We start from the raw sequence: 20,998 nt of genomic DNA on the forward strand, positions 1-20,998 counted from the left end.
TTCAAATGTAGGAATATTTGATGTTTATAGAAAGTGTAAAATCTTTATATCAGATCTATTTATATACATGATTCATTTTAATTAAAAACGTTCTTCAGATTTCTTTTTTGCATATGATGTTAGACCCGTAAGGCTGAAAAAACGCCCTATTTTTCCTTGCATAGCAGCAATAATTCCGTGTTTAGCAATTAATACTCTCGATAAAGGTTGTTTATCTACGTTGTAAATTTGATTTATTAATTCTTTAGCTTTTTCAGATCCTTCCGCATGATATATTTTCAAAACATTTACAGCATTTTCTTCACCAGTAATTTCTCTAAATTTTGGTTTATAACCTAATTGCGCTATCATTGATTCTGCTAATAACCATGTTGACCATGGATTTTGACCTGTAACTAAATTTCTTTCTTGACTTATATTTTCTAAATACATGGTTCCTTCATTGAAAATACCTCCACTATCCTCTAACTTATCTTGTAAAAGGAATGGAAATATCATTTCTGCATCTGCAATCAATAATAATTCTTCTTCGTTAGTGAATCCACTTACCTTTTTATTCTCCAATAAGTGCTTACCGTTATTAAGAGTGACATTTACTAAAGCTGCTGGTCCGTGACATACAGCACCCACTACCTTATCGTTTTCATATAGATTTTGTACAATAGACTGAATTGATTTATTATCAGGAAAATCAAACATAGCCCCTTTACCTCCAGCGAAAAATACAGCATCGTATAGTTCTGGGTTAATATTATTTACAGAAATTGTATGAGATGCTTTATATTGAGCAATGCTATCATTAAGAAACGCATAATCGAATTCTCCCATATCTTCATCATCTATTACTACTGGAGGTTCTCCTCCTAATGGACTTGCAATATCAACATCGAAACCATTAGCCTGAAAAACATAATAGGCTCTAGATAATTCGGTTAATTCATAACCTGTACTTTTCTCAGTACTACCCATAACATTCGTACTTGTAACTATTGCTAAAATTTTTCCGCGTTTGGGAATTTTATTTTTTGATAAATATGATAAATCAGAAACTTTAGTCGAAGTAATATCAATTCTATTCTCAGATGATGGCAATAAACCCATAAACCACCAACCAAAAACGAATAGAGAGATGATAATACTTGCAAAGGAAATTAGAATCCATTTAAAAATTTTATACTTTTTGAACATGCTATTTGTTTTTAAATTATAGCACGAAGTAATGGTAAATACTAGATAAAATATGTCGGAATGATAATTCCGTCAGAGTAAATTATATTTTTAAATACCATTTTATCAAATCAATAAGCTCCATAATTACTTACGGAGCTTACATCAGAAAACTAATTAATTAATAAAACTCTAGAAGAGCATATTTAACACAAATTAATTAGACATAAAATATCACATCCTGAATTTCATTCCCTAAACAGAATACTTCGGTACAATACATTCTAATACCTATTTCAAATAATAATCTTTTATAATCACCGAATATTTACATCTATATGTCTAATGAAAACTGCAATATCATAATCAATTAACCTTTTCTTAGTCTTCCATTTGGTGGAAAAGGTCTTCTCGGTCTTTTTTGTTCTTCAAATTCCCCCATTAAACATCTACCGATATACGGGAAATCTTCTGTAACTAAATACATATAATTTCCTTTATATGTTATTCCATTGCATTGATCTAAATCTCCAGAACCTTCTATGTATTCGAAATCAGATCCATAAGTACCATCATGATGACCTCCAACAGAAATATCTATACTAGTCATTGGATTTTCATAACTACAATCTTCACCTTCTCTTGTTCCTTTTAATAATTTATAACTTGGTTTATATGCACCGCTTTTAGAATAATATATTGGATATCCATCATGGGCAAATCCAATATGCACTAAATCTATTCCGGTATCAAAATCATTAATAATAGAAGTCGGTGTACCATGATAATGATATGCACCAGTAGGTTGAACATGTGCATGATTAAAATCTAAACCTAAATTAATTACATTTTGCAAAGCTTCAACTCTATAATTCTCTCCACTCTCGCACACTACAACTTCTGCTGTTCCTGGTTCAAACTTAATTCCATTTAATGCCACACCTGGTTCTCTAATCCAAACCGCTTTACCAGTATACTTTGGGTTTGTGGGAAAAGTATATGTTCTTTTTTGTGCGCTTATTTTATTGGGGTTTCCTGAGTTAGGAAAACTACCTGTTTTATGATTCGGAAGTGCATTAGTAGTCATAACTCTTTTCTCTTTTGAAATTTTCATCACAGTGCTAGTTCCATATTTTTCATTAATTAATGAATATGAATCAAAATAATCAACCACATCCTGATGAGTATGAGTAGACTCATCATGTGTATGACTTAACTCTTTAGATCGTTTTTGATTACAACTTACAGCTCCAATAATTATCGTCAATACTAAAAATATTCTACGCTTTTTCATACCTATAAATTCTCTGTGTTTTTAGTTTATATCAGACACTATTTATTACAATTTTACTTTAAACCAAAAATCTATGGCTATAACAGAAGGTGCTATTTTATTTCCTTTGGACCTTCCTTGACCACCTGGACCATTACCAGATCTTCCTTGTGGAGCTCCTCCTGTAGATCTTCCTCCGCCTCTACCTCCACCTCCTCGAACAGATGCTTGTTGTGTAGGTTTCGTTCTTTCTGTATTATTTCGTAGAATCTCTACAGTTTTTACTCCAATAGAAAGTTTATTAATATCCATATCCGGATGTATTTTATTTTTGGGAATTTTCAAATCATATCTAAAACTGTTTCTTTCTTGATTTACTTGTAGATTTATACTAATGTTCTCATTATTAAGAAGTGTATTAAATTCCTTGATCTTCTCATAATACGTATACAATGCTTTCTGTGGTATATTATTTCTTAACCTATGTTCTATCTGATTTATTATACCGTCATTATCTAGTTGTCTCCTAGGTTCATTTGATCTATCTTCGTTTCTTCTTGGAGGTCTTTGATTTTTAGCAATTGGATAGTTTACAAATACATTTTTTTTCTTCTTCCCTTTAACATCAAAATACACATTAATCCCTTGATGCAATATAGATGTAGCTACTTTAGGATCTATTGTTTCAATCGTTAAATGGATATACTCTTTATCATCATATGCTTTATATGTTTCTGTATTGTTAGTTACTATCGTTGTATCAGTTACAACCTTTGTATACCGAGAATTTGCTGATATAGATTTTATAATAAACAAACAAGCAAGTATCAAAAGTTTCTTTTTCATATTTTTCATTATTATCAAGGTGTTAGTGATTCTATTTTAGGAAATATGGATACTCTAATTAGTATACTTATTAGTAGTATACTAAACCCTATTAATAACCATATATGATAAATAGATCTTACCTCTTTCCTGAATAATAATTCAGTACTTATAACCTGAAAATCAACTAAAGTAGTTTTTATACTTTTAACCATTTGATGGTTAAAAATTTCACTCTTTACAAAAGAGTAATTCAGAGGTGTAATTTTATTTAACCCAATTTGAGATTGTATGCGGATACATCCAATTAAAGCAATTACACCTATAATGGATATTAATATGGTTTGTTTCATAATCTAGAGATTTGAAATTACATATTAATGACTTGAAAAAAACGAATAAGTTTAATTAAAAAAATAGATTTTCAACGAAATACTATTATTTTTCTGTAAAATGTGAACTACATTAAGTAAGTGCATTATTGGAAAAAATAATACTATCATCTTTCTAATAAGAATAAGGGAATAACTATAAGAAGTATGATGAATAATAAAAATATAATTTCAGTATTCTAAGTTTTCGATATTGTAAAAATAAAGGTACTTCCAGTTCCTTCTGTAGAGGCAACAGAAATATCACCATCTAGATTTCTAACTATTTTCTTTACAGTTGCCAAACCTATTCCTGTACCAACATTACCATCTCTATCTTCAACTCCAACTACTGTAAAAAGGTCGAAAATTTTACCCAAGAAATCTTTTGGTATTCCATCTCCATTATCTTTAATTTCAAAATTATAGAAATTTTCTTCCTCCGTGATATTGATATCTATAATTATCTCAGATTTTGAATTATATTTAATTGCATTCGTAATTAAATTGATTAAAATCTGCATTAAAGCAGTTCTATTCGCGAAAATCTCCTTTAAACTAGAAGAAACATTAAATTCTACTTTATGCTCTGAATCTGTTATTTTCTTTAATTCATCGAGTAAATGACCAATAACTATTGTCTCCTTACTGTTTTTTATTATATCATCACTTTTGTAAAACTTAAGAATACCATCGATATAATCTCTTAAGGAATAAGAAGAAGTTCTTAGATATTCTAGGTATTGTAATGATTCCTTATTCAAATTATCCTTATTATCATCTTCTAATAATTCCGTAAGTGAAATAATATTAGCTAAAGGAGATTTTAAATCATGGGAAACTACACTAGCAAACTTTTTAAGATCTTCATTTCTTTTCTCCAGTTTATCACTAAGTTGTGTAAGCTTTAAATTTTGGTATCGTTGTTCAAACAAGCTTACCACTTGTTTAGACATAGCAATTAATGCGTTTTTCTGTTCTCGTGTTAACTCACGTGGTTTTACGTCATATACACATAATGTACCCAATTTAAAACCATCAGAATCAATTAATGGAGCACCTGCATAAAAAATTGCTTGATGTTCCGTTACAAGTGGATTTCCTTCAAAACGTTCATCAACTCTAGAATCTTTAATTATTGTTATAGGATCATCTGAATTGATAGCATGACCACAAAACGATATATTACGAGGTGATTCACTAAAAGGAATTCCGTAATGGGATTTTAGAAAATTTCGATCTTTATCTAAAAGGGTTATTAATGAGATTGGCGCATCACAAATGTATGACATTATCGAAGTGATATTATCATAACTTTCTTCTGGTAAAGTATCTAACAATCCGTACTTCTCTACTGCAGTTTGTCGATACTTCTCATTATTGGGGTACTCAGGTGCTATCATTGGGGCAAATCTAAAAAAATAATCCAACTCTTATATCGTACAATACCATATAAGTTTTAAAGTTAATTTATATTAAAGTCGTATTTTTTTCTTTTTTCTTACCATAGATCAATTATAAACCCCATATTTATTTTGAAATTTGTGGTATTAAGTTTAAATCAAAGTTTAATCAACATAAATAACAGTAAAAATCATGAGAAATTTTGAATTATATGTACCTACTAAAATGATTTTTGGTAAGGGAGAAATTAAAAAATTGAGTAATGAAGTACCGAAAGATAAAAAGGTTTTACTGCTATATGGCGGAGGAAGTATCAAAAAAAACGGAATTTATGATCAAGTAAAAACTGCTCTTAAAGAACATACTGTAATAGAATTTTCTGGAATTGAAGCAAACCCAGAATTTACTACATTATTAAAAGCTTTAGAGGTAATTAAAAACGAAAATATCGGATACATGCTTGCTGTTGGTGGTGGTTCTGTTATTGATGGAACCAAATTTTTATCATCAGCTGCTCTTTATGAAGGTAACGATCCGTGGGATATATTAGCCAATAGAATAAGAACTGTAAAAGGATTACCATTTGGAACTGTACTTACATTACCAGCAACGGGAAGTGAAATGAATAGCGGTGCTGTTGTAAGTAGATCAGAAACTAATGAAAAAATGGTAATGGGCGGACCAGGATTATTTCCTGAATTTTCTATCTGCGATCCCACTGTAGTACATAGTATCCCTAAAAGACAACTGGCTAATGGTATTGCAGATGCGTACACTCATGTACTAGAACAATATATGACGTATCCGGCTGATGCATATTTACAAGATCGTTTCTCTGAAGGGATTTTACAAACTTTAATAGAGATAGCACCATCAGTAATTAAAGATCCTAGTGATTATAAAGCTGCTTCTAATTTTATGTGGTGTTGTACAATGGCGCTTAATGGATATATACAGAAAGGAGTTCCTACAGATTGGAGTGTACATATGATTGCTCACGAACTTACCGCTTTTTATGGTATTGATCATGCTAGAACTCTTGCCGTAATTTTACCAAGTGCGTACACCAAAAAATTCGAGCATAAAAAAGAAAAATTAGCACAATATGCCGAACGTATTTTTAATATCACTGAAGGAACAATAGAAGAAAAAGCTAAAGAAGCAATCAAAAGAACAGAAGGTTTCTATCAATCATTAGGAATAGATACTAGACTAAGAGATTATACAGATGATTATGAAGGTTTTTCTAAAAAGGTAGCCAAAAATCTCACAGATCATGGAATGACTGCTTTAGGTGAACATCAAGACATTACACCTGAAGTTGCTGCAGAAATTGTAGAAATGTCATATTAAAACAAATATTTACATATAGCTAAAGTTTTTACTTTAAAATTCAGTTATAAAAAGCTTTAGCTATATGTACATAAACTTATTCTTTAAATAGAAGTTGTCTTTTTATTATAATAATTTAAACTAATTACTCTATTCAAATTATACAATAAGCTAATTGTTACTGCTAAAAAAACTGGTGTTTTAGGAATCTCTTCGAAAAACAAACTTTCCCTATTACTGCTTCCCAGAATATTATAAAGCAATCCAGTAACAATCAAAACTAAAATTGAACAAACAATCATAATAATATTAAAAGACCAAAAGGATCTTTTTTTACTTTGTTGCTGAACTTCTATAGTATTCATTACATTATTAATAAAACCATCTGACGTTTCCTCCTTACTCGTACTAATATTAATAAAAAAACAATTCTAAAGCACTCAATAAATGGTTATTACCCAACCAGAATATGGTCTTCCCTTTAATTTAAAAAAAACCTAATATAATTCTAATTTACTGTTGAAATTTAAGTTAAATTTAAATTAATTAACCATTTAAATTAACACAAATGAAATTAAAACTCGTAGTACTCACGGCGTTTGTTATGGTCTGTTTTATGACTCAAGCACAACAAACAGGAACAAAAGCATTCTATCACGGAAAAGTATCTTCGGTAGAATATGTTTCCTCACTAGCCTCTAGGCCTAATGACCTAATCGCTCCTGATAACTCAGTTCGGGAAGCAAAGGATAAAAGATCATTAGGTAATCAAATTATTTCTGGTAAAGACCCTCAAACAGAGAACGATTATTTTTTTAGAAATAAAAATGTAATGGAACAAAGTGTTCAAAGAGCTCCAGCTAGTCTTGTTTTTGACACGTATTCGTCAAATTCTCAACCTACAGATCCTTCTATTGCAGTAGGACCTAATCACGTAGTTGTTGTATATAACACTGGTTTTATGATATATGATAAATCTGGTAATCAATTGGTTGGTCAAACATCTCCTAATCCAGCAATTTTTCCTTCGGGCGGTTGTTGTGATCTTACAGCATCTTATGATAATGCTGCAGATAGATGGGTACTTTCGTTTTTAGGATCTGGTGCTCAAGTAGCAGTTTCTGATGGACCTAACCCTGTAACTTCTGGATGGTATGTTTACAATATTTCTGGAATCCAAGATTATCAAAAACTATCTGTTTGGAGTGATGGATATTATATTACCGAAAACACAGGTGGAACTAATAAATTATGGGCATTGGAAAGAGATGCTATGTTAGCTGGAGATCCAAATGCTCAAATTCTTGGTTTTAATCTTCCTGGAATTGTTACTAGCGGTTTTTTTAGTCCACAAGCGTTAAATGTAACCAACGGTAATTTACCTGCTCCAGGTGGGGCTACGATCGTTTATTTACAAGATAACGCTTGGAATGGCGTATCTGTAGATCATATAAAAGTATGGACTGCTGATGTAAATTGGAACAATCCAGGTAGCTCAACTGTTTCGAGTCCACAAGAAATTGCGACTACACCTTTTATTAGTGTTTTTGATGGTGGAAGTTTTGTTAATCTTTCACAACCAGCTGGAGGAACCTCTATTGATGCTTTGCAAGCGACAATCATGAATCAAGCACAATTCAGAAAATTTGCTACTCATAACTCTGCTGTATTTAACTTTGTAGTCGATGCTGATGCTAGTTCTGGAGAATTAGCAGCTATACGCTGGTATGAATTTAGACAAAGTGGTGATAATCAACCTTGGTCTTTATATCAAGAAGGAACATATACTGCTCCTGATGGAAGACACGCTTGGCATGCAAGTTTAGCTATGGATGGTCAAGGGAATATCGGTATGGGATATAGTTCTATGTCTGGCCCTACTACTCCATCAACAGTGAGAGTAAGCTCTTATTTTACAGGTAGATTAAGTTCTGACCCATTAGGAACAATGACTACTTCAGAAGAATTGATAGCGAATGGAACAGGAAATATTCCGGGGACACGATATGGTGATTATAGTAAAATAGATGTAGATCCATCGGATGATTCTTCATTTTGGTTCATCAATGAATATGTAAATGGAAGTAGAACCGGTGTTGTTGGAAAATTCCAGATTGAAGCTGGTGTTCCTGATACAGAAGCTCCCACAGACCCTACCAACTTAGTTGCAAGTAATATTACTTCTAGCGGAGCAACTCTTAACTGGACCGCTTCAACCGATAATGTAGGTGTAGCTAGATATACTATTTCTATTGGCGGTACGGTAGTAGGAACGTCTACAACAACTAACTTTAGTGTTACTGGGCTTTCTCCTTTAACTTCCTATACAGCTTCTGTAAATGCAGAAGATGCTGCTGGAAACGTTTCTGGAAATGCAACAACTTCATTTACAACAATAGATGGTGGTACTGCAGTTTATTGTGATTCGGCAAGTACTAATGTAAATGATGAATTTATTAGTAATGTTCAATTAAATACAATTAATAATGCTTCTGGAGCTCAGTTTTATTCTGATTTTAGTTCAATTTCTACTGATCTAAATGAAGGTCAAACGTATACCATTACGGTAACTCCTACTTGGACTGGTACTGTATATGCAGAAGGTTATGCTGTTTGGATTGACTATAACAACAACGGAGATTTTGATGATGCTGGTGAACTTGTTTGGTCAAAGTCCCCATCTACAGATACTCCTAATAGTGGATCCTTTACCGTTCCGAGTGGAACTTCTGAAACTTCAGTAAGAATGAGAGTTTCTATGAAATACAATGCGGTTCCAACTTCTTGCGAAACCTTTACTTATGGTGAAGTAGAAGATTATACTATTAATTTAGGTACTAATGGCGGTGGCGGTACAACTGGTGAAATAGCAGCTTATTATTTTGAGACTGGATTTGAAGGATGGACCGATGGTGGTAGCGATTGTGCTCGTATCAATAATAGTGCTAGAGCTTTCGAAGGAGATTTTTCTATTAGACTTCGTGATGATAGTGCATCTTCTAATGCAGTATCTCCAGTTCTTAATTTAACTGGAAACACTCAGGTATCTATTGAGTTCCATACTTTTGCTAATGCTATGGAAAATGGAGAAGACTTTTTTGTAGAATTCTTTAATGGATCGTCTTATCAGGTTATAGGTCAGTATTTCACAGGTACAGATTTCACTAATGGCTCTTTCTTTACGGACACTATTGTATTAGATGCTGGAACTTATAGTTTTAATGCAAACAATAGATTCCGTATACGTTGTGACGCAAGTGTAAATAATGATCAGGTATATTTTGACCAAATAATTATTAGCGGCGATAATGCAAGAAGTGCTGACCCAGGAAATATTGAAAACACAGATGAAACTGCAGAGATAGTTTCATTTACAAGAATAGCAGATAAGAGTATCCAGTTATATCCTATCCCTGCAACTTCTACATTAAACATTGAAATCAATGAAGGGAAATATGATGAGATTATTATGATTTCTTCAAATGGAGCTATTGTAAAAAAAATAAATCCAAGTAAATCTTCTTTTGGAGTTGATATTTCTCAATTTGCAGATGGATTATACTTTATAAGATTCACTAACTCTGAAGGATTAGCGATCACAAAACGATTCCTTGTTAAGAAATAAACAAAGAACATTTATTTAGCCAATAAGTATTAAAAAAGGCTGTCGATCATAGTGACGACAGCCTTTTATTATTAATTCTAAAATAATAAAATTATCTCCATTGAAGGAGAGATAAACCTATTCCAAACGTGGTTTGACTATGATTGTAATCTATAAGACTTTCACCATATCCATGAAAAATCTGTGCGTGAATTTGTAATTGATCAATAACTTTAATCGCATAATCAAATCGAATACTACCTCTATTTTTGTTGCCTCCTCGTAAAGAGTGTTTTGCTAAAACGCTAACATCGTGTCTTCCTTTTGAGAAAACGGTTAAAAACTCTGCTCTTCCGATATAATTCTGTATTCCGGGATTATTATCTTCAATCTCGTCCTCTGGTAATCTCCACCAAGGTCTTAATACAAAACTCCAAGAAGGGGTCTCCCAACCAAATTGTAATACAATTCTATTCCAACTTCTTGATAAAGGATTAGATCTTCCATTACTTTGATGGTTAATTCCAATACCTGCAAACACACCATTTAATCCTAAAACTTTATACGTTGTAGGAAAAACTAACATTACTTCGGGTTCATAATTAGTCTCCCTAAATGGTCTAGAAATATTGGCACTATATAATTGCCATCTAGAAGATTGTGTATAGCCTACCCAAACATCTCCTCCTATTTTTTTTCCAAATAAATTTCGAACAGCTCTAGTTTTAAAACTTAATTGAAACTTCAATTCTGTATCTGAAAAATCAGAGGATTCTTCTACTGAGTTAAGAGGATTGTCACTAATTGGCGAATTATTTATATCAGTAGTATAATTAGCGACTAAAAAATAAACAGGTTTGTAAGGCTCTATTTTAAAACGTTTAATACTATCACCTTTGATTTGCCATCTTTTAGATAAGCTACCTTCAGGATCTTTAGTAACTACTTGACCATAACTAAAAGAAAACAAAAAAACCGATACAAGTATAGTAATTATTACTTCCCTAAAATTTTTATCTATTGATTCTATCACCTTTTTTTTAATTTACACAAAAGCCAGTAAGCATTGAGATACTTACTGGCTTTTAATCGATCTTTTAATAAAAAAATCCTATTATTTTTCTATTCCCTCGAGATCAAGCATAAAAGCATACTCCAATGCTACGCTTTTATATCTTTCGAAACGTCCCGAAGCACCACCATGTCCAGTTTCCATATCACAATCCATAATCAAAAGATTATCATCTGTTTTAAGCTCTCTAAGTTTTGCTATCCATTTTGCTGGCTCCCAATACTGTACTTGACTATCCCAATATCCAGTTGTTATTAATATATTAGGATAATCTTTTGCTTCTACATTATCATACGGAGAATACGATTTCATGTAATCATAATATTCTTTGTTCTTAGGATTTCCCCATTCATCAAATTCGAACGTTGTTAAAGGGATTGTTTCGTCCATCATTGTTGATATTACATCTACAAATGGTACAGCTGCTACAACGCCATTCCAAAGTTCAGGTTTCATATTTAAAACCGCTCCCATTAGTAAGCCTCCAGCACTTCCACCTAAAGCATACATATGATCAGGGCTTGTATATCCTTCTTTTACTAAATAATCTCCAACATCTATAAAATCAGTAAATGTATTTTTCTTTTTAAGAAGCTTTCCATCTTCATACCAATATCGTCCCATTTCTTGTCCTCCTCTAATGTGTGCCATAGCAAAAACAAAACCTCTATCTAATAAACTCAATCTAGTAGAACTAAAATAAGGTTCTGTACTACTTCCATAAGAACCATAAGAATACAATAAAAGTGGTGTACTAGCATTTTTTTGTGTTCCTTTTTTATATACAAGAGATATAGGAACTTTTACACCATCTCTAGATGTTGCATATAAACGTTCTGATACATAATTATCCTTAGAAAAATTAGGATCTAATACCTCTTGCTGTTTTAACACTTTTTGCTCTTTAGTATCCATGTTATAATCTATAAGACTACTTGGAGTTGTTAAAGAACTATAACTATATCGTACAATATTTGTATCAAAATCCATATTAATATTTGTACTTGTATAATATGCAGGATCATTAAAAGAAATATAATGATCATCATTACCCTCCCATTTTCTTACTCTAATAGTACTAAGACCATTTTTTCGTTCATTTAGGACTAGATGATTTTTAAAAGCAGTAAAACCTTGTAACAAAATATCATCTCTATGGGGTATCACATCCACCCAATTCTCTTTGGTAGTGGCATTAATTGGGGTTTTTACCAATTTAAAGTTTTTTGCGTCCAAGTTCGTTCTTATATAAAAATGATCTCCAAAATGTGCTACACTATACTCTAATTCTTTTTCTCTTGGTTGGATTACTTTCCACTCGCCGTTAGGCGTATCTGCATCAAGATATCTATATTCTGTAGATAGTGTTTGATCACTGCCACTAATAATATACTTATCCGATCTTGATTTATAAACAAATGTACTGAAGGTGTCATCTTCTTCATTAAAGATTAATACATCTTGAGACTGATCTGTACCCAATACATGTTTATAAATTTTGTTTGCTCTTAGCGTAATGGAATCTTTAGAAGTATAAAAGACTGTTTTATTATCATTAGCCCAAGCTACACTTCCTGTAGTATTAACTAATTTATCTGAAAGTACCTTATCATTGATTAAATCCTTAAAATATATGGTATATCTACGTCTAGATACTGTATCGACACCATAAGATATCATTTTATTATCAGGACTAACAGATCTTGCTCCCATTCCAAAATAATTCAATCCTTCTGCCATCTCTGGACCATTCAACATAATTTCTTCCTTTGCTTTATCTTCTAATTTTTTACGACAGTATAATGCATAATCCATTCCTTTTTCAAACCTCCAATAATAGGAATATCCATTATCGCTATATGGAACTGTTGAATCATCTTTTTTAATTCGTCCGACGATCTCATCGAATAATGTTTTCTGTAGACTATCCGTATGCTTCATAGCAGCATCCTTATAATCATTCTCTGCATTTAAATAATCCAAAACATCTTGTGTCCGAGCATCTGGAGCCTCTGCATTCTTCTGATCATCACTTAAACGCATCCAGAAATAATTATCTATACGCGTATCCTCATGTGCTTTTAACTCTTCTGCTATTTTTTTAGCGACAGGAGCCTCTAATGATTGATGTGGTTTTTGTTTTACTTTCGTTTTTTCTTCTTCCGTTTTATTACAGGCAATAAAAAGCACTGAAACGATAAGAAATAGATTGATGATGTTTGTTTTCATTATAATAGTTTGATTAAAATTGTAAAATGAGTGTTTTTAATTTATATATATAATTTTTAATATTTGGATTTAAAAATACTAGTATTCTACAACAATTAGTAATTAATTCAATTTTAAATTAAATAAGCCTTATTTCTATCCCACGATTTTTCCGTAAACAATAAACGAATTCTATATAATTATCTACGTATTCTAAAGGCTAAATGATCCTTTAAGAACATATGTTAAATTTATAGTTAAAATTGGTCAACCAATTTATCACTTAAAACACTCATACCTTTTTATACAACTAACCAACAACTGCATTATTTATATTAAAAAAAAAACAATACCAGTAGATTACGAAAAGGAAACTAACTAATAATAAAACAACAACTATATACCAACAAAATGAAAATTTCAAACTATAGCTTCTCAATAATCTTTGGGATATTCCTACTATTCACGAATACTTCTAAGGCTCAAATTCTTGTATCTCATGATTTTGATAACGGCAATCTTGGCCCATTTAATGTATGTACAACTCAAAACCCTAATTATTCCAAAGTAGTTAATGGACGTCTAAAAACTTGGTGGACATCAGAAGGATATAATGGAACACGTATGGACAAAGGAGCCGAAGCTTGCGGAGACCAATGGACAACATATAAAGAAGGATGGTATGGTATGAATTTAGAGCTAGGTTCTGATTATCCTAAAAACAAAAAAGCAGGTATTGCTCAGATTTTTGGATTCATTCCTGGCTTTTGGTCTTGGGAGTCAATGCTACAGGTTGAAAATGGGGACTTAACAATTATTCATAGATCTAATGGTGGTAGCAGTAGTAATGTCGAGGAAGTAGTATATTCTAATTTCCCTTATGAAACAGAGGTACCAATCGTGATTCATTTTATTTTATCTAATCAAAACAAAGGTGAATTTGAGATCTGGGTTAATGGAGTTAGCGAATACAGAAAGTCAAATATAAATTTTGGATTCGGAAATTTTGATAGTAACGATGTGAAGATAGGAAATGCCGATCAAGATTTTGGATCAGAAAGTGCAGGTTCATTAACAGTTTTAAAAATGGGACAGTATAATTTTCAAGATACTGAATATGAAACTAATGAAACAAGAACCGTTTATTATGACAATGTTTCTTGGTATAATGGCCCTAACGGATATGATATTGTTAATCCCAGTGAAGATACAGTGGAGCTTTGTGAAAGTCATGATGCATTTTCACAAATAGAAGCAGAAGATTTTTGTGAGCAATCTGGTATACAAACGGGAACTACTAATTCTTTTGTAGGATGGGTAAATAATGGTGATTGGGTACACTATGAAAATATTGATTTTGGTTCTGGTGCAAATTCAATAGAAATGTCTGTATCAAGTGGTACTTCTGGAGGGACAATCGAAGTAAGGCAAGGAAGTGTTTCCGGAACTTTATTAGGAATAGTAGAAGTTACTAATACAGGATCTTTTACATCATGGGAAACCCTAACAGCAAGTATATCCGAAATAAGTGAGAAGCAAGATATTTATTTTGTATTTAATGGTGGAAGCGGTTATTTATTAGATGTAGATTGGTTTAAGTTTTCCAAGGATACAACCAACAACGTATGCAATTCACCATTAACAGATGTAACACCTCCTTCTAACCTTGCGTCTGGTATTAATTATTCATATTATGAAGGTAACTGGAATTCGCTCCCTAATTTTAATTCATTATCATCAATATCTACTGGAATAGCGTCTGCAATTGATCTTAGTAATACGCAAAGTCAAGATAATTTCGGATTGACATTCGATGGCTATATTAATGTACCAAGTAATGGTAGTTATACATTTTATACAACATCCGACGATGGTTCTACTCTTTTGATTGATGGAATTATAGTAGTAGATAATGATGGATTACACGGTGAACGTGAAGAATCTGGTACAGTTTGTTTAGAAGCTGGATATCACGAGATAGAAGTTCAATTTTTTGAAAGAACTGGTGGAAATGTATTGTCTGTAGCATATGAAGGTCCAGGTATTTCTAAGCAAAATGTACCTACTTATTATGGAGCTACTAATAATACAATTACCATTCAAGAAGATGAAACTGGATTCTGCTTTGCTAATGGTACTGTAGATAACAATCACACAGGACATACAGGAACAGGGTTTATTAATACCGATAATGTGTATGGTAATGGTATTGATTGGAAAATAAATGGATCAGCTGGGGCGTATACTATTATATGGAGATATGCTAGTACAAGTAACAGATCAGCAAAATTAGTCGTTGATGGATCTACTGTAGCGAGTAATATCAATTTTAATACTACGGGAAGTTGGACTACTTGGGAAACAGAATCTATAACAGTAAATCTTTCTGATGGTATAAAAGACATACGCCTAGAAGCCACTAATAACTCAGGACTTGGTAATATTGATTATATGCAAGTAACGGGCCCAAATGTTTCTGCATTAGCTTGTACAACTATTGGTGAGGATTGTTCAGATTTCTTCGGAGGACTTTCAATTACACAAACTAATCCTGGTTGCAGCAACAATAATGGTCAAATTATTGTCAATTTCGAAGATTCAGATGTGTATACACAAATTCAATTAAGTATTGATGGAGGAAACTCCTACCCTATTACTGTTAATGACAATACTGGTTCTTATAGTTTTACAGGTTTGAGCAATGCAGAATATCAAGTAGCTGCTAGATATGCAGGTGGAGATTGCGAGTACAATGTGGCGCATCTAATTCTAATTCAGGATTGTGGAGATATTCCTTTAAATCCTGGAGGAGTTTCTTGGCATGACAGTTATGAAGCTAATGGATTTTGTTGGTGTAGCACTAATTTTGATCACAATTTAGGGAGCAAAAAAGTAATTGTTAATGGAACTCAATACAGCGTGGTTGATATTTGTGATGAATTAGAAAAACACCCTTTATTTAGATCAAGAAATAATGGAGACAATATATATAATGATGTTCAATGCGGAAATGGTCCTATTAATGATTCTAGTGACGAACCATTGTGCCCTGGTAGAGTTGATATGGGTGTTGAAGGATGCTTATTAAGAGGTGTACACTGGGATATGGAATGGCTTGCTAGTAGAGATCGTTTCAAAGAAAATAATAAACTTCCTGAAAATATAGCAAAAGAGGCTCCTTTAGTATATCCTAATCCTGTAAAAAGCGATGGTTTATTAAATATAAATGTTTCTGGTTTAGGTTTAGCTCGAGTAGAAATATACAGTTTAGCCGGTTTACGAATACATTCAGAAAATATTAATGGGAAATCAATGTCTATAGATTTACAACACTTGAATACCGGTGTTTACATCGTAAAAATCCTTGATAATAAACAATCCTATTTTAGTAAAATTAGTGTTCAAAAATAAGTGTTTTAAAACTTAGAATGAATTAGATAAAGATTATATTCTTACATATAAGAGCTCTTAAATAAGTAAGCCTTTCAAAAATGAAAGGCTTACTTATTTTAATCATGAGAGATTACATTACCTTAACAAACAAGTTATTCAACTTTTTCAAATAAATCAGTTATTATATATTGCAAACTACCTGGTGTAACTTCTCTAAAATATGATAACAAATCCTTAGAGGTAGCATATCTACCTGATACGGTTTTAAACTTACCTGTCTGACTATGCCAATCCCTAATAAAATGCTGTAACGCTTTATTGACCATATCTTCTCCAATTTCTTTTTGCAATCTAAACATTGCTACCGCTCCTTTGTTATAATAGATATAGTCCTGATTTTCTACTAATTCCAATGAAGGTTCCTTTACCGTAGATTTCTTTCGTTCTTTGTGATACATTTCTCTTTGAAATTCTAAAAACTGCTGTATCTTTTCTTCTGGATAATTATCTTTTAAAACCATTAAAGCTGCATATTGAGACAAGGTTTCTAAAATCATATGACGACCTCTTACATTTGCCGCTTCTACCTGCATACCAAACCATTGATGTGCCACTTCGTGTGCTGTGACATAAAATGCCATATCAACATCCTTTTGATCATCAATATCTAATACAAAGCCAATCGCTTCAGAAAAAGGAATAGTATTAGGAAAAGATTGTGCAAACACCTCGTATCGAGGAAATTCCATAATACGTAATTGCGTATATTGATATGGACTAAAATTAGTGCTGAAATAGTTTAACGAAGCTTTCATTGAAGCCATCATCCTATCTAAATTATATTCGTGAGTATTATGATGATAAATTTCTAATGATACAGGTTTATTAGAAATATTAAAAGGTGATTGCCAGGTATCTTTCCTGGTTTCATAATCTGCAGAAACAATAGAATAGAAATTTATCATGGGTTGATTCATTTTATAATGAAAATAATTTCGATTATTCTCTTCCCATTGTTTCACTAAAACACCTGATGTAATTGCAGTTTGCTTATTATTTGTACCAATAATTGCTTCAAAATTAATTCCATCAGAATCACCTCCAGAAATAGCATTAACTAACTCGCGTTGATCTTCTCTCTTAGCCTTATTCAATCTTGGGGCCAATTTATATTCCTCCCGTTCATCCTTATCACTAAGCTCATATTTTTTATTATATCCTATCGTTGGAAACTCTTTATTGTTGAAAAAAGTACCATTATTTACTATTTGAGTGCTAGATTTATCATCTTCGAATCCTTTAGGAGTATAAGACTGTATAAACTTCATTTTAATTGAATCCCCTGGATGTAATGTTTCTGATAACGAGTAGATCAAATAATCAAATTCGCTATATTTAGTATCTATCGATACATTATCTCCAACAAAAATTACTGAATCTAATTGTACATGTGATGCTATTTTTTTTTGGATATGAACATCGTGTATTGGCTGATTCAATGTGTTTTTCAAAATATAATAGCCATTAACAGAATAAGATCTATTTTCTGGAAATAACTCAACGTTCAAGTGCACTTTTGTAATCTTAGGTTGTGGTATATACTCGTACTGTTTTAGTAATTTCTCATAATTAGCACGAAACACTGTTTTTTCCGAACTTGTCCAATAGTCATTGAGTATATTAGTATTATAAAAGATATAACTTCCTATACCTATAAATACAAAACTGATGGAAATAACAAACTGTATTATTCGTTTAGAAAAACGATGTTTAACTCCTTTAAAGCGTTTAATAAGTTTTGTTTCCGTTCCTCGAACAGAGAGTATAGCACTTATTATCAACAACAAACTGGCAAATAACAACCAATAAATTTTTATCCACAGATATGGCTTTAAAAAATGACCATAACCATTCATACTTGAATATGTTCCTAAAGTTTTGCCTCCAAATTTGTATAAACTGTGCTGAAACCCGAAATATTCAGAACTTACATTTACGATAAAGAATAATAATGCAAGTAAAATCCCAACAAACTTATTATTACTTATTACTTGAAACAAAAGCGCAATAATCGTGTAAAGCATCAAGAATGGTAATATTTCTAAAAAGAATCCAAAGAAGTAAACCTTTAATTCAAAATTATAATAACCATTTGCAATTTGAAACAGTATACCCGTTACTATTAAACTTAACATCAATATGATATAAATACTAACAAGTGCAACAAACTTACTTATAAGTGGAATGGTATCAGAAATGGGTGTAGCATCATATATTAAACTTAGTTTAGCGTTTCTTTCTTTCCAAATAAGTTCACCAGAATAAAAAAGAAGAATAATTATAAAAAAATAGAGAGACATTTCCTGTAATTCCTCTACAATAAAATAAGTAGTAGGATAACTATCTACTCCATAAACAGTACCTAAATTCACAGAATTGATTAAAATGATGATCATTCCACAAATAACAATTGCCCAAAATGAAGTTTCTTTTAATAAGGATAATACATAAAATTTAGAAAGTGCTACCAATTGAAGACAGTATGTTTTGATCGTATATTTTACGTTTGGTCTAGGGATAGAATATTCAATTATTGATGATGACCTTTCATCTATATTTGACTTTTTAATCTTTTTGTTTTTGGACGTTTTAGAAATAATTGTGAAGGAAAATTTATGATAACCTATCATTAAAATAATCACTCCCAATAATAGCCAAAACAATTTGTTATGAAGCATCACACCATTAAATAGTATTTCTAATGAATTACGCTCAGTAACAGACCAATCCTCAGATACCTTGGTTAACGTAGTTAATGAAAAAGGATCCAAAAGTGCTTGTAAATATTCGTTTTTAATAGCTTTGGTAAGTAAAAAAACTACAAACAAGAATATCCCTTGTGTATAGACAACCAATAACTTCTTACTTAGCATTCCGGTAACAAAAAACAGAGAAGCACCAAAAAACAATATAGGAAGTACAACAACGGTAAATGATTGCATATAATTTATTGGCGTAAATGGTAATAAATCCTGATGCCAAGGCATAAACTCACCTACCATCATACCAAACAATACTGCACCAAAAATGAATAGCAAAACAACAAATGATCCTAAAAATCGTCCTAATAGATAATCTCTTTTTTTAATTGGATTAATAAATAGTAATGATTCTACATTATATTGAAAATCTCGAAGTACAGGAACTCCCATAATCATTGATGCCATAATCATAAAAATACCAGTAATTGCCGCCATAGTTTTACCAATTACCAATGGTGCATTTTTTTTCATCAATCCCATCTCTACTCCTTGAAAAATGAAATCTACACCGACCATAGAAAACAAAAAAAGAAAAAAGAAAAACACGTACGTTTCTGGACGTTTTGCTCTGTATTTAAGTTCAAATTTGAATATTTCGTACCACATAATTTTTGAATTAATTATTGATTTGTGAAAAATAAACGTCCTCTAAACTGGCATTTATGGGAACAAAACCATTTTTGGGATCCTTATCACTCAGAACATGAATAATCGGTTTACCCAAAAACAGCTTTTCATTGATAACCTTGTATTTCTTTTTATGGATGTCTAACTCATTTTTGGGAATTGTTTTTTGATACACCTTACCTTCAATGTTTTGAATAAGCTCTAATGGTTTTCCTTTTAGTACTACTTGACCTTGATTAATAATTGCCATATTCGTACATAACTCTTTTATATCATCGACTATATGGGTGGATAAAATAACTATTGTATTTTCTCCTATTTCGCTCAATAGATTATAAAATCGATTACGTTCTGCAGGATCTAATCCAGCAGTTGGTTCATCTACTATGAGTAGCTTTGGGTTATTCAATAAAGCCTGAGCTATACCAAAACGTTGTTTCATTCCACCGGAATATCCTCCTAGGTTTTGATTTCTTACATCATATAGATTTGTTTTATTTAATAGACCATTTACAACTTCTTTTCGCTCTTTTTTATTTGTAATTCCCTTTAGAACTGCTAAATGATTGAGTAATGCACTAGCCGATATTTTAGGATATACACCAAATTGTTGAGGTAGATAACCGAGTGTTTTCCGAAGTTCATTTTTCTCCTTTAAAACATTGATGTTGCCAAATAATATTGAACCAGTATCCGCTTCTTGTAATGTAGAGATAGTCCTCATCAAAGTAGATTTTCCTGCACCATTAGGACCTAGTAATCCAAACATTCCTTTTGGAATATGCAGTGTAACATTCTGTAATGCTCTTACGCCATTTGCATAAGTTTTTGATAAATTATCGATGATTAGTTCCATACTGTTCGTTTTTTGAATGATTTATATTTCCATCAAACCTATGA

The 20,998-nt window shown here is 31.7% G+C and carries 13 protein-coding genes; 3 read left to right on the forward strand and 10 right to left on the reverse strand.

Translation table 11 applies throughout. The features are described 5' to 3' along the window. Positions 1 to 81: 81 nt before the first annotated feature. The 5 genes from BMY33_RS03190 to BMY33_RS03210 all read right to left on the reverse strand — a co-directional run bounded on the left by BMY33_RS03190 (position 82) and on the right by BMY33_RS03210 (position 5,039). A complete protein-coding gene (locus BMY33_RS03190) occupies positions 82 to 1,188 on the reverse strand; it encodes a type 1 glutamine amidotransferase domain-containing protein (protein WP_091405475.1) in 1,107 nt (368 codons plus the stop codon). A 349-nt stretch (positions 1,189 to 1,537) separates the two neighbouring features. Further along, entirely contained in the window at positions 1,538 to 2,461 is a 924-nt protein-coding gene (locus tag BMY33_RS03195) for a YHYH protein (protein ID WP_091405481.1), read from the reverse strand. Between the two features lie 45 nt (positions 2,462 to 2,506). Next, complete coding sequence (locus BMY33_RS03200; protein ID WP_139195576.1) at positions 2,507 to 3,286, reverse strand: hypothetical protein; 780 nt, start codon at positions 3,284 to 3,286, stop codon at positions 2,507 to 2,509. Between the two features lie 14 nt (positions 3,287 to 3,300). Then, positions 3,301 to 3,618: a hypothetical protein gene (locus tag BMY33_RS03205; protein ID WP_091405485.1), complete on the reverse strand. Its 318-nt coding sequence runs from the start codon at positions 3,616 to 3,618 to the stop codon at positions 3,301 to 3,303. A 218-nt stretch (positions 3,619 to 3,836) separates the two neighbouring features. Continuing rightward, positions 3,837 to 5,039 (reverse strand): sensor histidine kinase, encoded by a 1,203-nt coding sequence (locus tag BMY33_RS03210; protein ID WP_091406082.1) that lies wholly within the window; start codon positions 5,037 to 5,039, stop codon positions 3,837 to 3,839. Between the two features lie 193 nt (positions 5,040 to 5,232). On the opposite strand from BMY33_RS03210, the gene BMY33_RS03215 reads away from it, so the two are divergent. Continuing rightward, positions 5,233 to 6,393 carry an iron-containing alcohol dehydrogenase gene (locus BMY33_RS03215; RefSeq protein WP_091405487.1) on the forward strand — a complete coding sequence of 387 codons (1,161 nt, stop codon included), beginning with the start codon at positions 5,233 to 5,235 and terminating at the stop codon, positions 6,391 to 6,393. 83 nt (positions 6,394 to 6,476) lie between these two features. Here the strand turns inward: BMY33_RS03215 and BMY33_RS03220 are convergent, their stop codons facing one another. Then, a complete protein-coding gene (locus tag BMY33_RS03220) occupies positions 6,477 to 6,737 on the reverse strand; it encodes a hypothetical protein (protein ID WP_091405489.1) in 261 nt (86 codons plus the stop codon). A gap of 203 nt (positions 6,738 to 6,940) precedes the next feature. On the opposite strand from BMY33_RS03220, the gene BMY33_RS03225 reads away from it, so the two are divergent. Beyond that, positions 6,941 to 9,997: a GEVED domain-containing protein gene (locus tag BMY33_RS03225; protein ID WP_091405491.1), complete on the forward strand. Its 3,057-nt coding sequence runs from the start codon at positions 6,941 to 6,943 to the stop codon at positions 9,995 to 9,997. Between the two features lie 91 nt (positions 9,998 to 10,088). On the opposite strand, the gene BMY33_RS03230 is transcribed toward BMY33_RS03225, so the two are convergent. Both BMY33_RS03230 and BMY33_RS03235 read right to left on the reverse strand, forming a co-directional pair. Further along, positions 10,089 to 11,009 (reverse strand): phospholipase A, encoded by a 921-nt coding sequence (locus BMY33_RS03230; protein WP_170836991.1) that lies wholly within the window; start codon positions 11,007 to 11,009, stop codon positions 10,089 to 10,091. 81 nt (positions 11,010 to 11,090) lie between these two features. Beyond that, positions 11,091 to 13,277 carry a S9 family peptidase gene (locus BMY33_RS03235; RefSeq protein WP_091405497.1) on the reverse strand — a complete coding sequence of 729 codons (2,187 nt, stop codon included), beginning with the start codon at positions 13,275 to 13,277 and terminating at the stop codon, positions 11,091 to 11,093. A 390-nt stretch (positions 13,278 to 13,667) separates the two neighbouring features. On the opposite strand from BMY33_RS03235, the gene BMY33_RS03240 reads away from it, so the two are divergent. Continuing rightward, a complete protein-coding gene (locus BMY33_RS03240; protein WP_091405499.1) occupies positions 13,668 to 16,667 on the forward strand; it encodes a carbohydrate-binding protein in 3,000 nt (999 codons plus the stop codon). Between the two features lie 134 nt (positions 16,668 to 16,801). Here BMY33_RS03240 and BMY33_RS03245 read toward each other — a convergent pair whose 3' ends face one another. After that, complete coding sequence (locus BMY33_RS03245; RefSeq protein ID WP_091405501.1) at positions 16,802 to 20,077, reverse strand: ABC transporter permease/M1 family aminopeptidase; 3,276 nt, start codon at positions 20,075 to 20,077, stop codon at positions 16,802 to 16,804. 10 nt (positions 20,078 to 20,087) lie between these two features. Further along, positions 20,088 to 20,954, reverse strand: a complete 867-nt coding sequence (locus BMY33_RS03250) for an ABC transporter ATP-binding protein (RefSeq protein WP_091405505.1) — start codon at positions 20,952 to 20,954, stop codon at positions 20,088 to 20,090. Between the last annotated feature and the right edge of the window lie 44 nt (positions 20,955 to 20,998).

The organism is Aquimarina amphilecti, assembly GCF_900109375.1.
GTDB classification, from domain to species: Bacteria; Bacteroidota; Bacteroidia; order Flavobacteriales; family Flavobacteriaceae; genus Aquimarina; species Aquimarina amphilecti.

What these genes read in the sequence shown, in the direction of transcription:
- BMY33_RS03245 (WP_091405501.1), bottom strand. Translation starts at nt 20,077, where the DNA reads ATGTGGTACGAAATATTCAAATTTGAACTTAAATACAGAGCAAAACGT.
- BMY33_RS03250 (WP_091405505.1), bottom strand. Translation starts at nt 20,954, where the DNA reads ATGGAACTAATCATCGATAATTTATCAAAAACTTATGCAAATGGCGTA.
- BMY33_RS03220 (WP_091405489.1), bottom strand. Translation starts at nt 6,737, where the DNA reads ATGAATACTATAGAAGTTCAGCAACAAAGTAAAAAAAGATCCTTTTGG.
- BMY33_RS03205 (WP_091405485.1), bottom strand. Translation starts at nt 3,618, where the DNA reads ATGAAACAAACCATATTAATATCCATTATAGGTGTAATTGCTTTAATT.
- BMY33_RS03215 (WP_091405487.1), top strand. Translation starts at nt 5,233, where the DNA reads ATGAGAAATTTTGAATTATATGTACCTACTAAAATGATTTTTGGTAAG.
- BMY33_RS03225 (WP_091405491.1), top strand. Translation starts at nt 6,941, where the DNA reads ATGAAATTAAAACTCGTAGTACTCACGGCGTTTGTTATGGTCTGTTTT.
- BMY33_RS03190 (WP_091405475.1), bottom strand. Translation starts at nt 1,188, where the DNA reads ATGTTCAAAAAGTATAAAATTTTTAAATGGATTCTAATTTCCTTTGCA.
- BMY33_RS03200 (WP_139195576.1), bottom strand. Translation starts at nt 3,286, where the DNA reads ATGAAAAAGAAACTTTTGATACTTGCTTGTTTGTTTATTATAAAATCT.
- BMY33_RS03240 (WP_091405499.1), top strand. Translation starts at nt 13,668, where the DNA reads ATGAAAATTTCAAACTATAGCTTCTCAATAATCTTTGGGATATTCCTA.
- BMY33_RS03210 (WP_091406082.1), bottom strand. Translation starts at nt 5,039, where the DNA reads ATGATAGCACCTGAGTACCCCAATAATGAGAAGTATCGACAAACTGCA.
- BMY33_RS03195 (WP_091405481.1), bottom strand. Translation starts at nt 2,461, where the DNA reads ATGAAAAAGCGTAGAATATTTTTAGTATTGACGATAATTATTGGAGCT.
- BMY33_RS03235 (WP_091405497.1), bottom strand. Translation starts at nt 13,277, where the DNA reads ATGAAAACAAACATCATCAATCTATTTCTTATCGTTTCAGTGCTTTTT.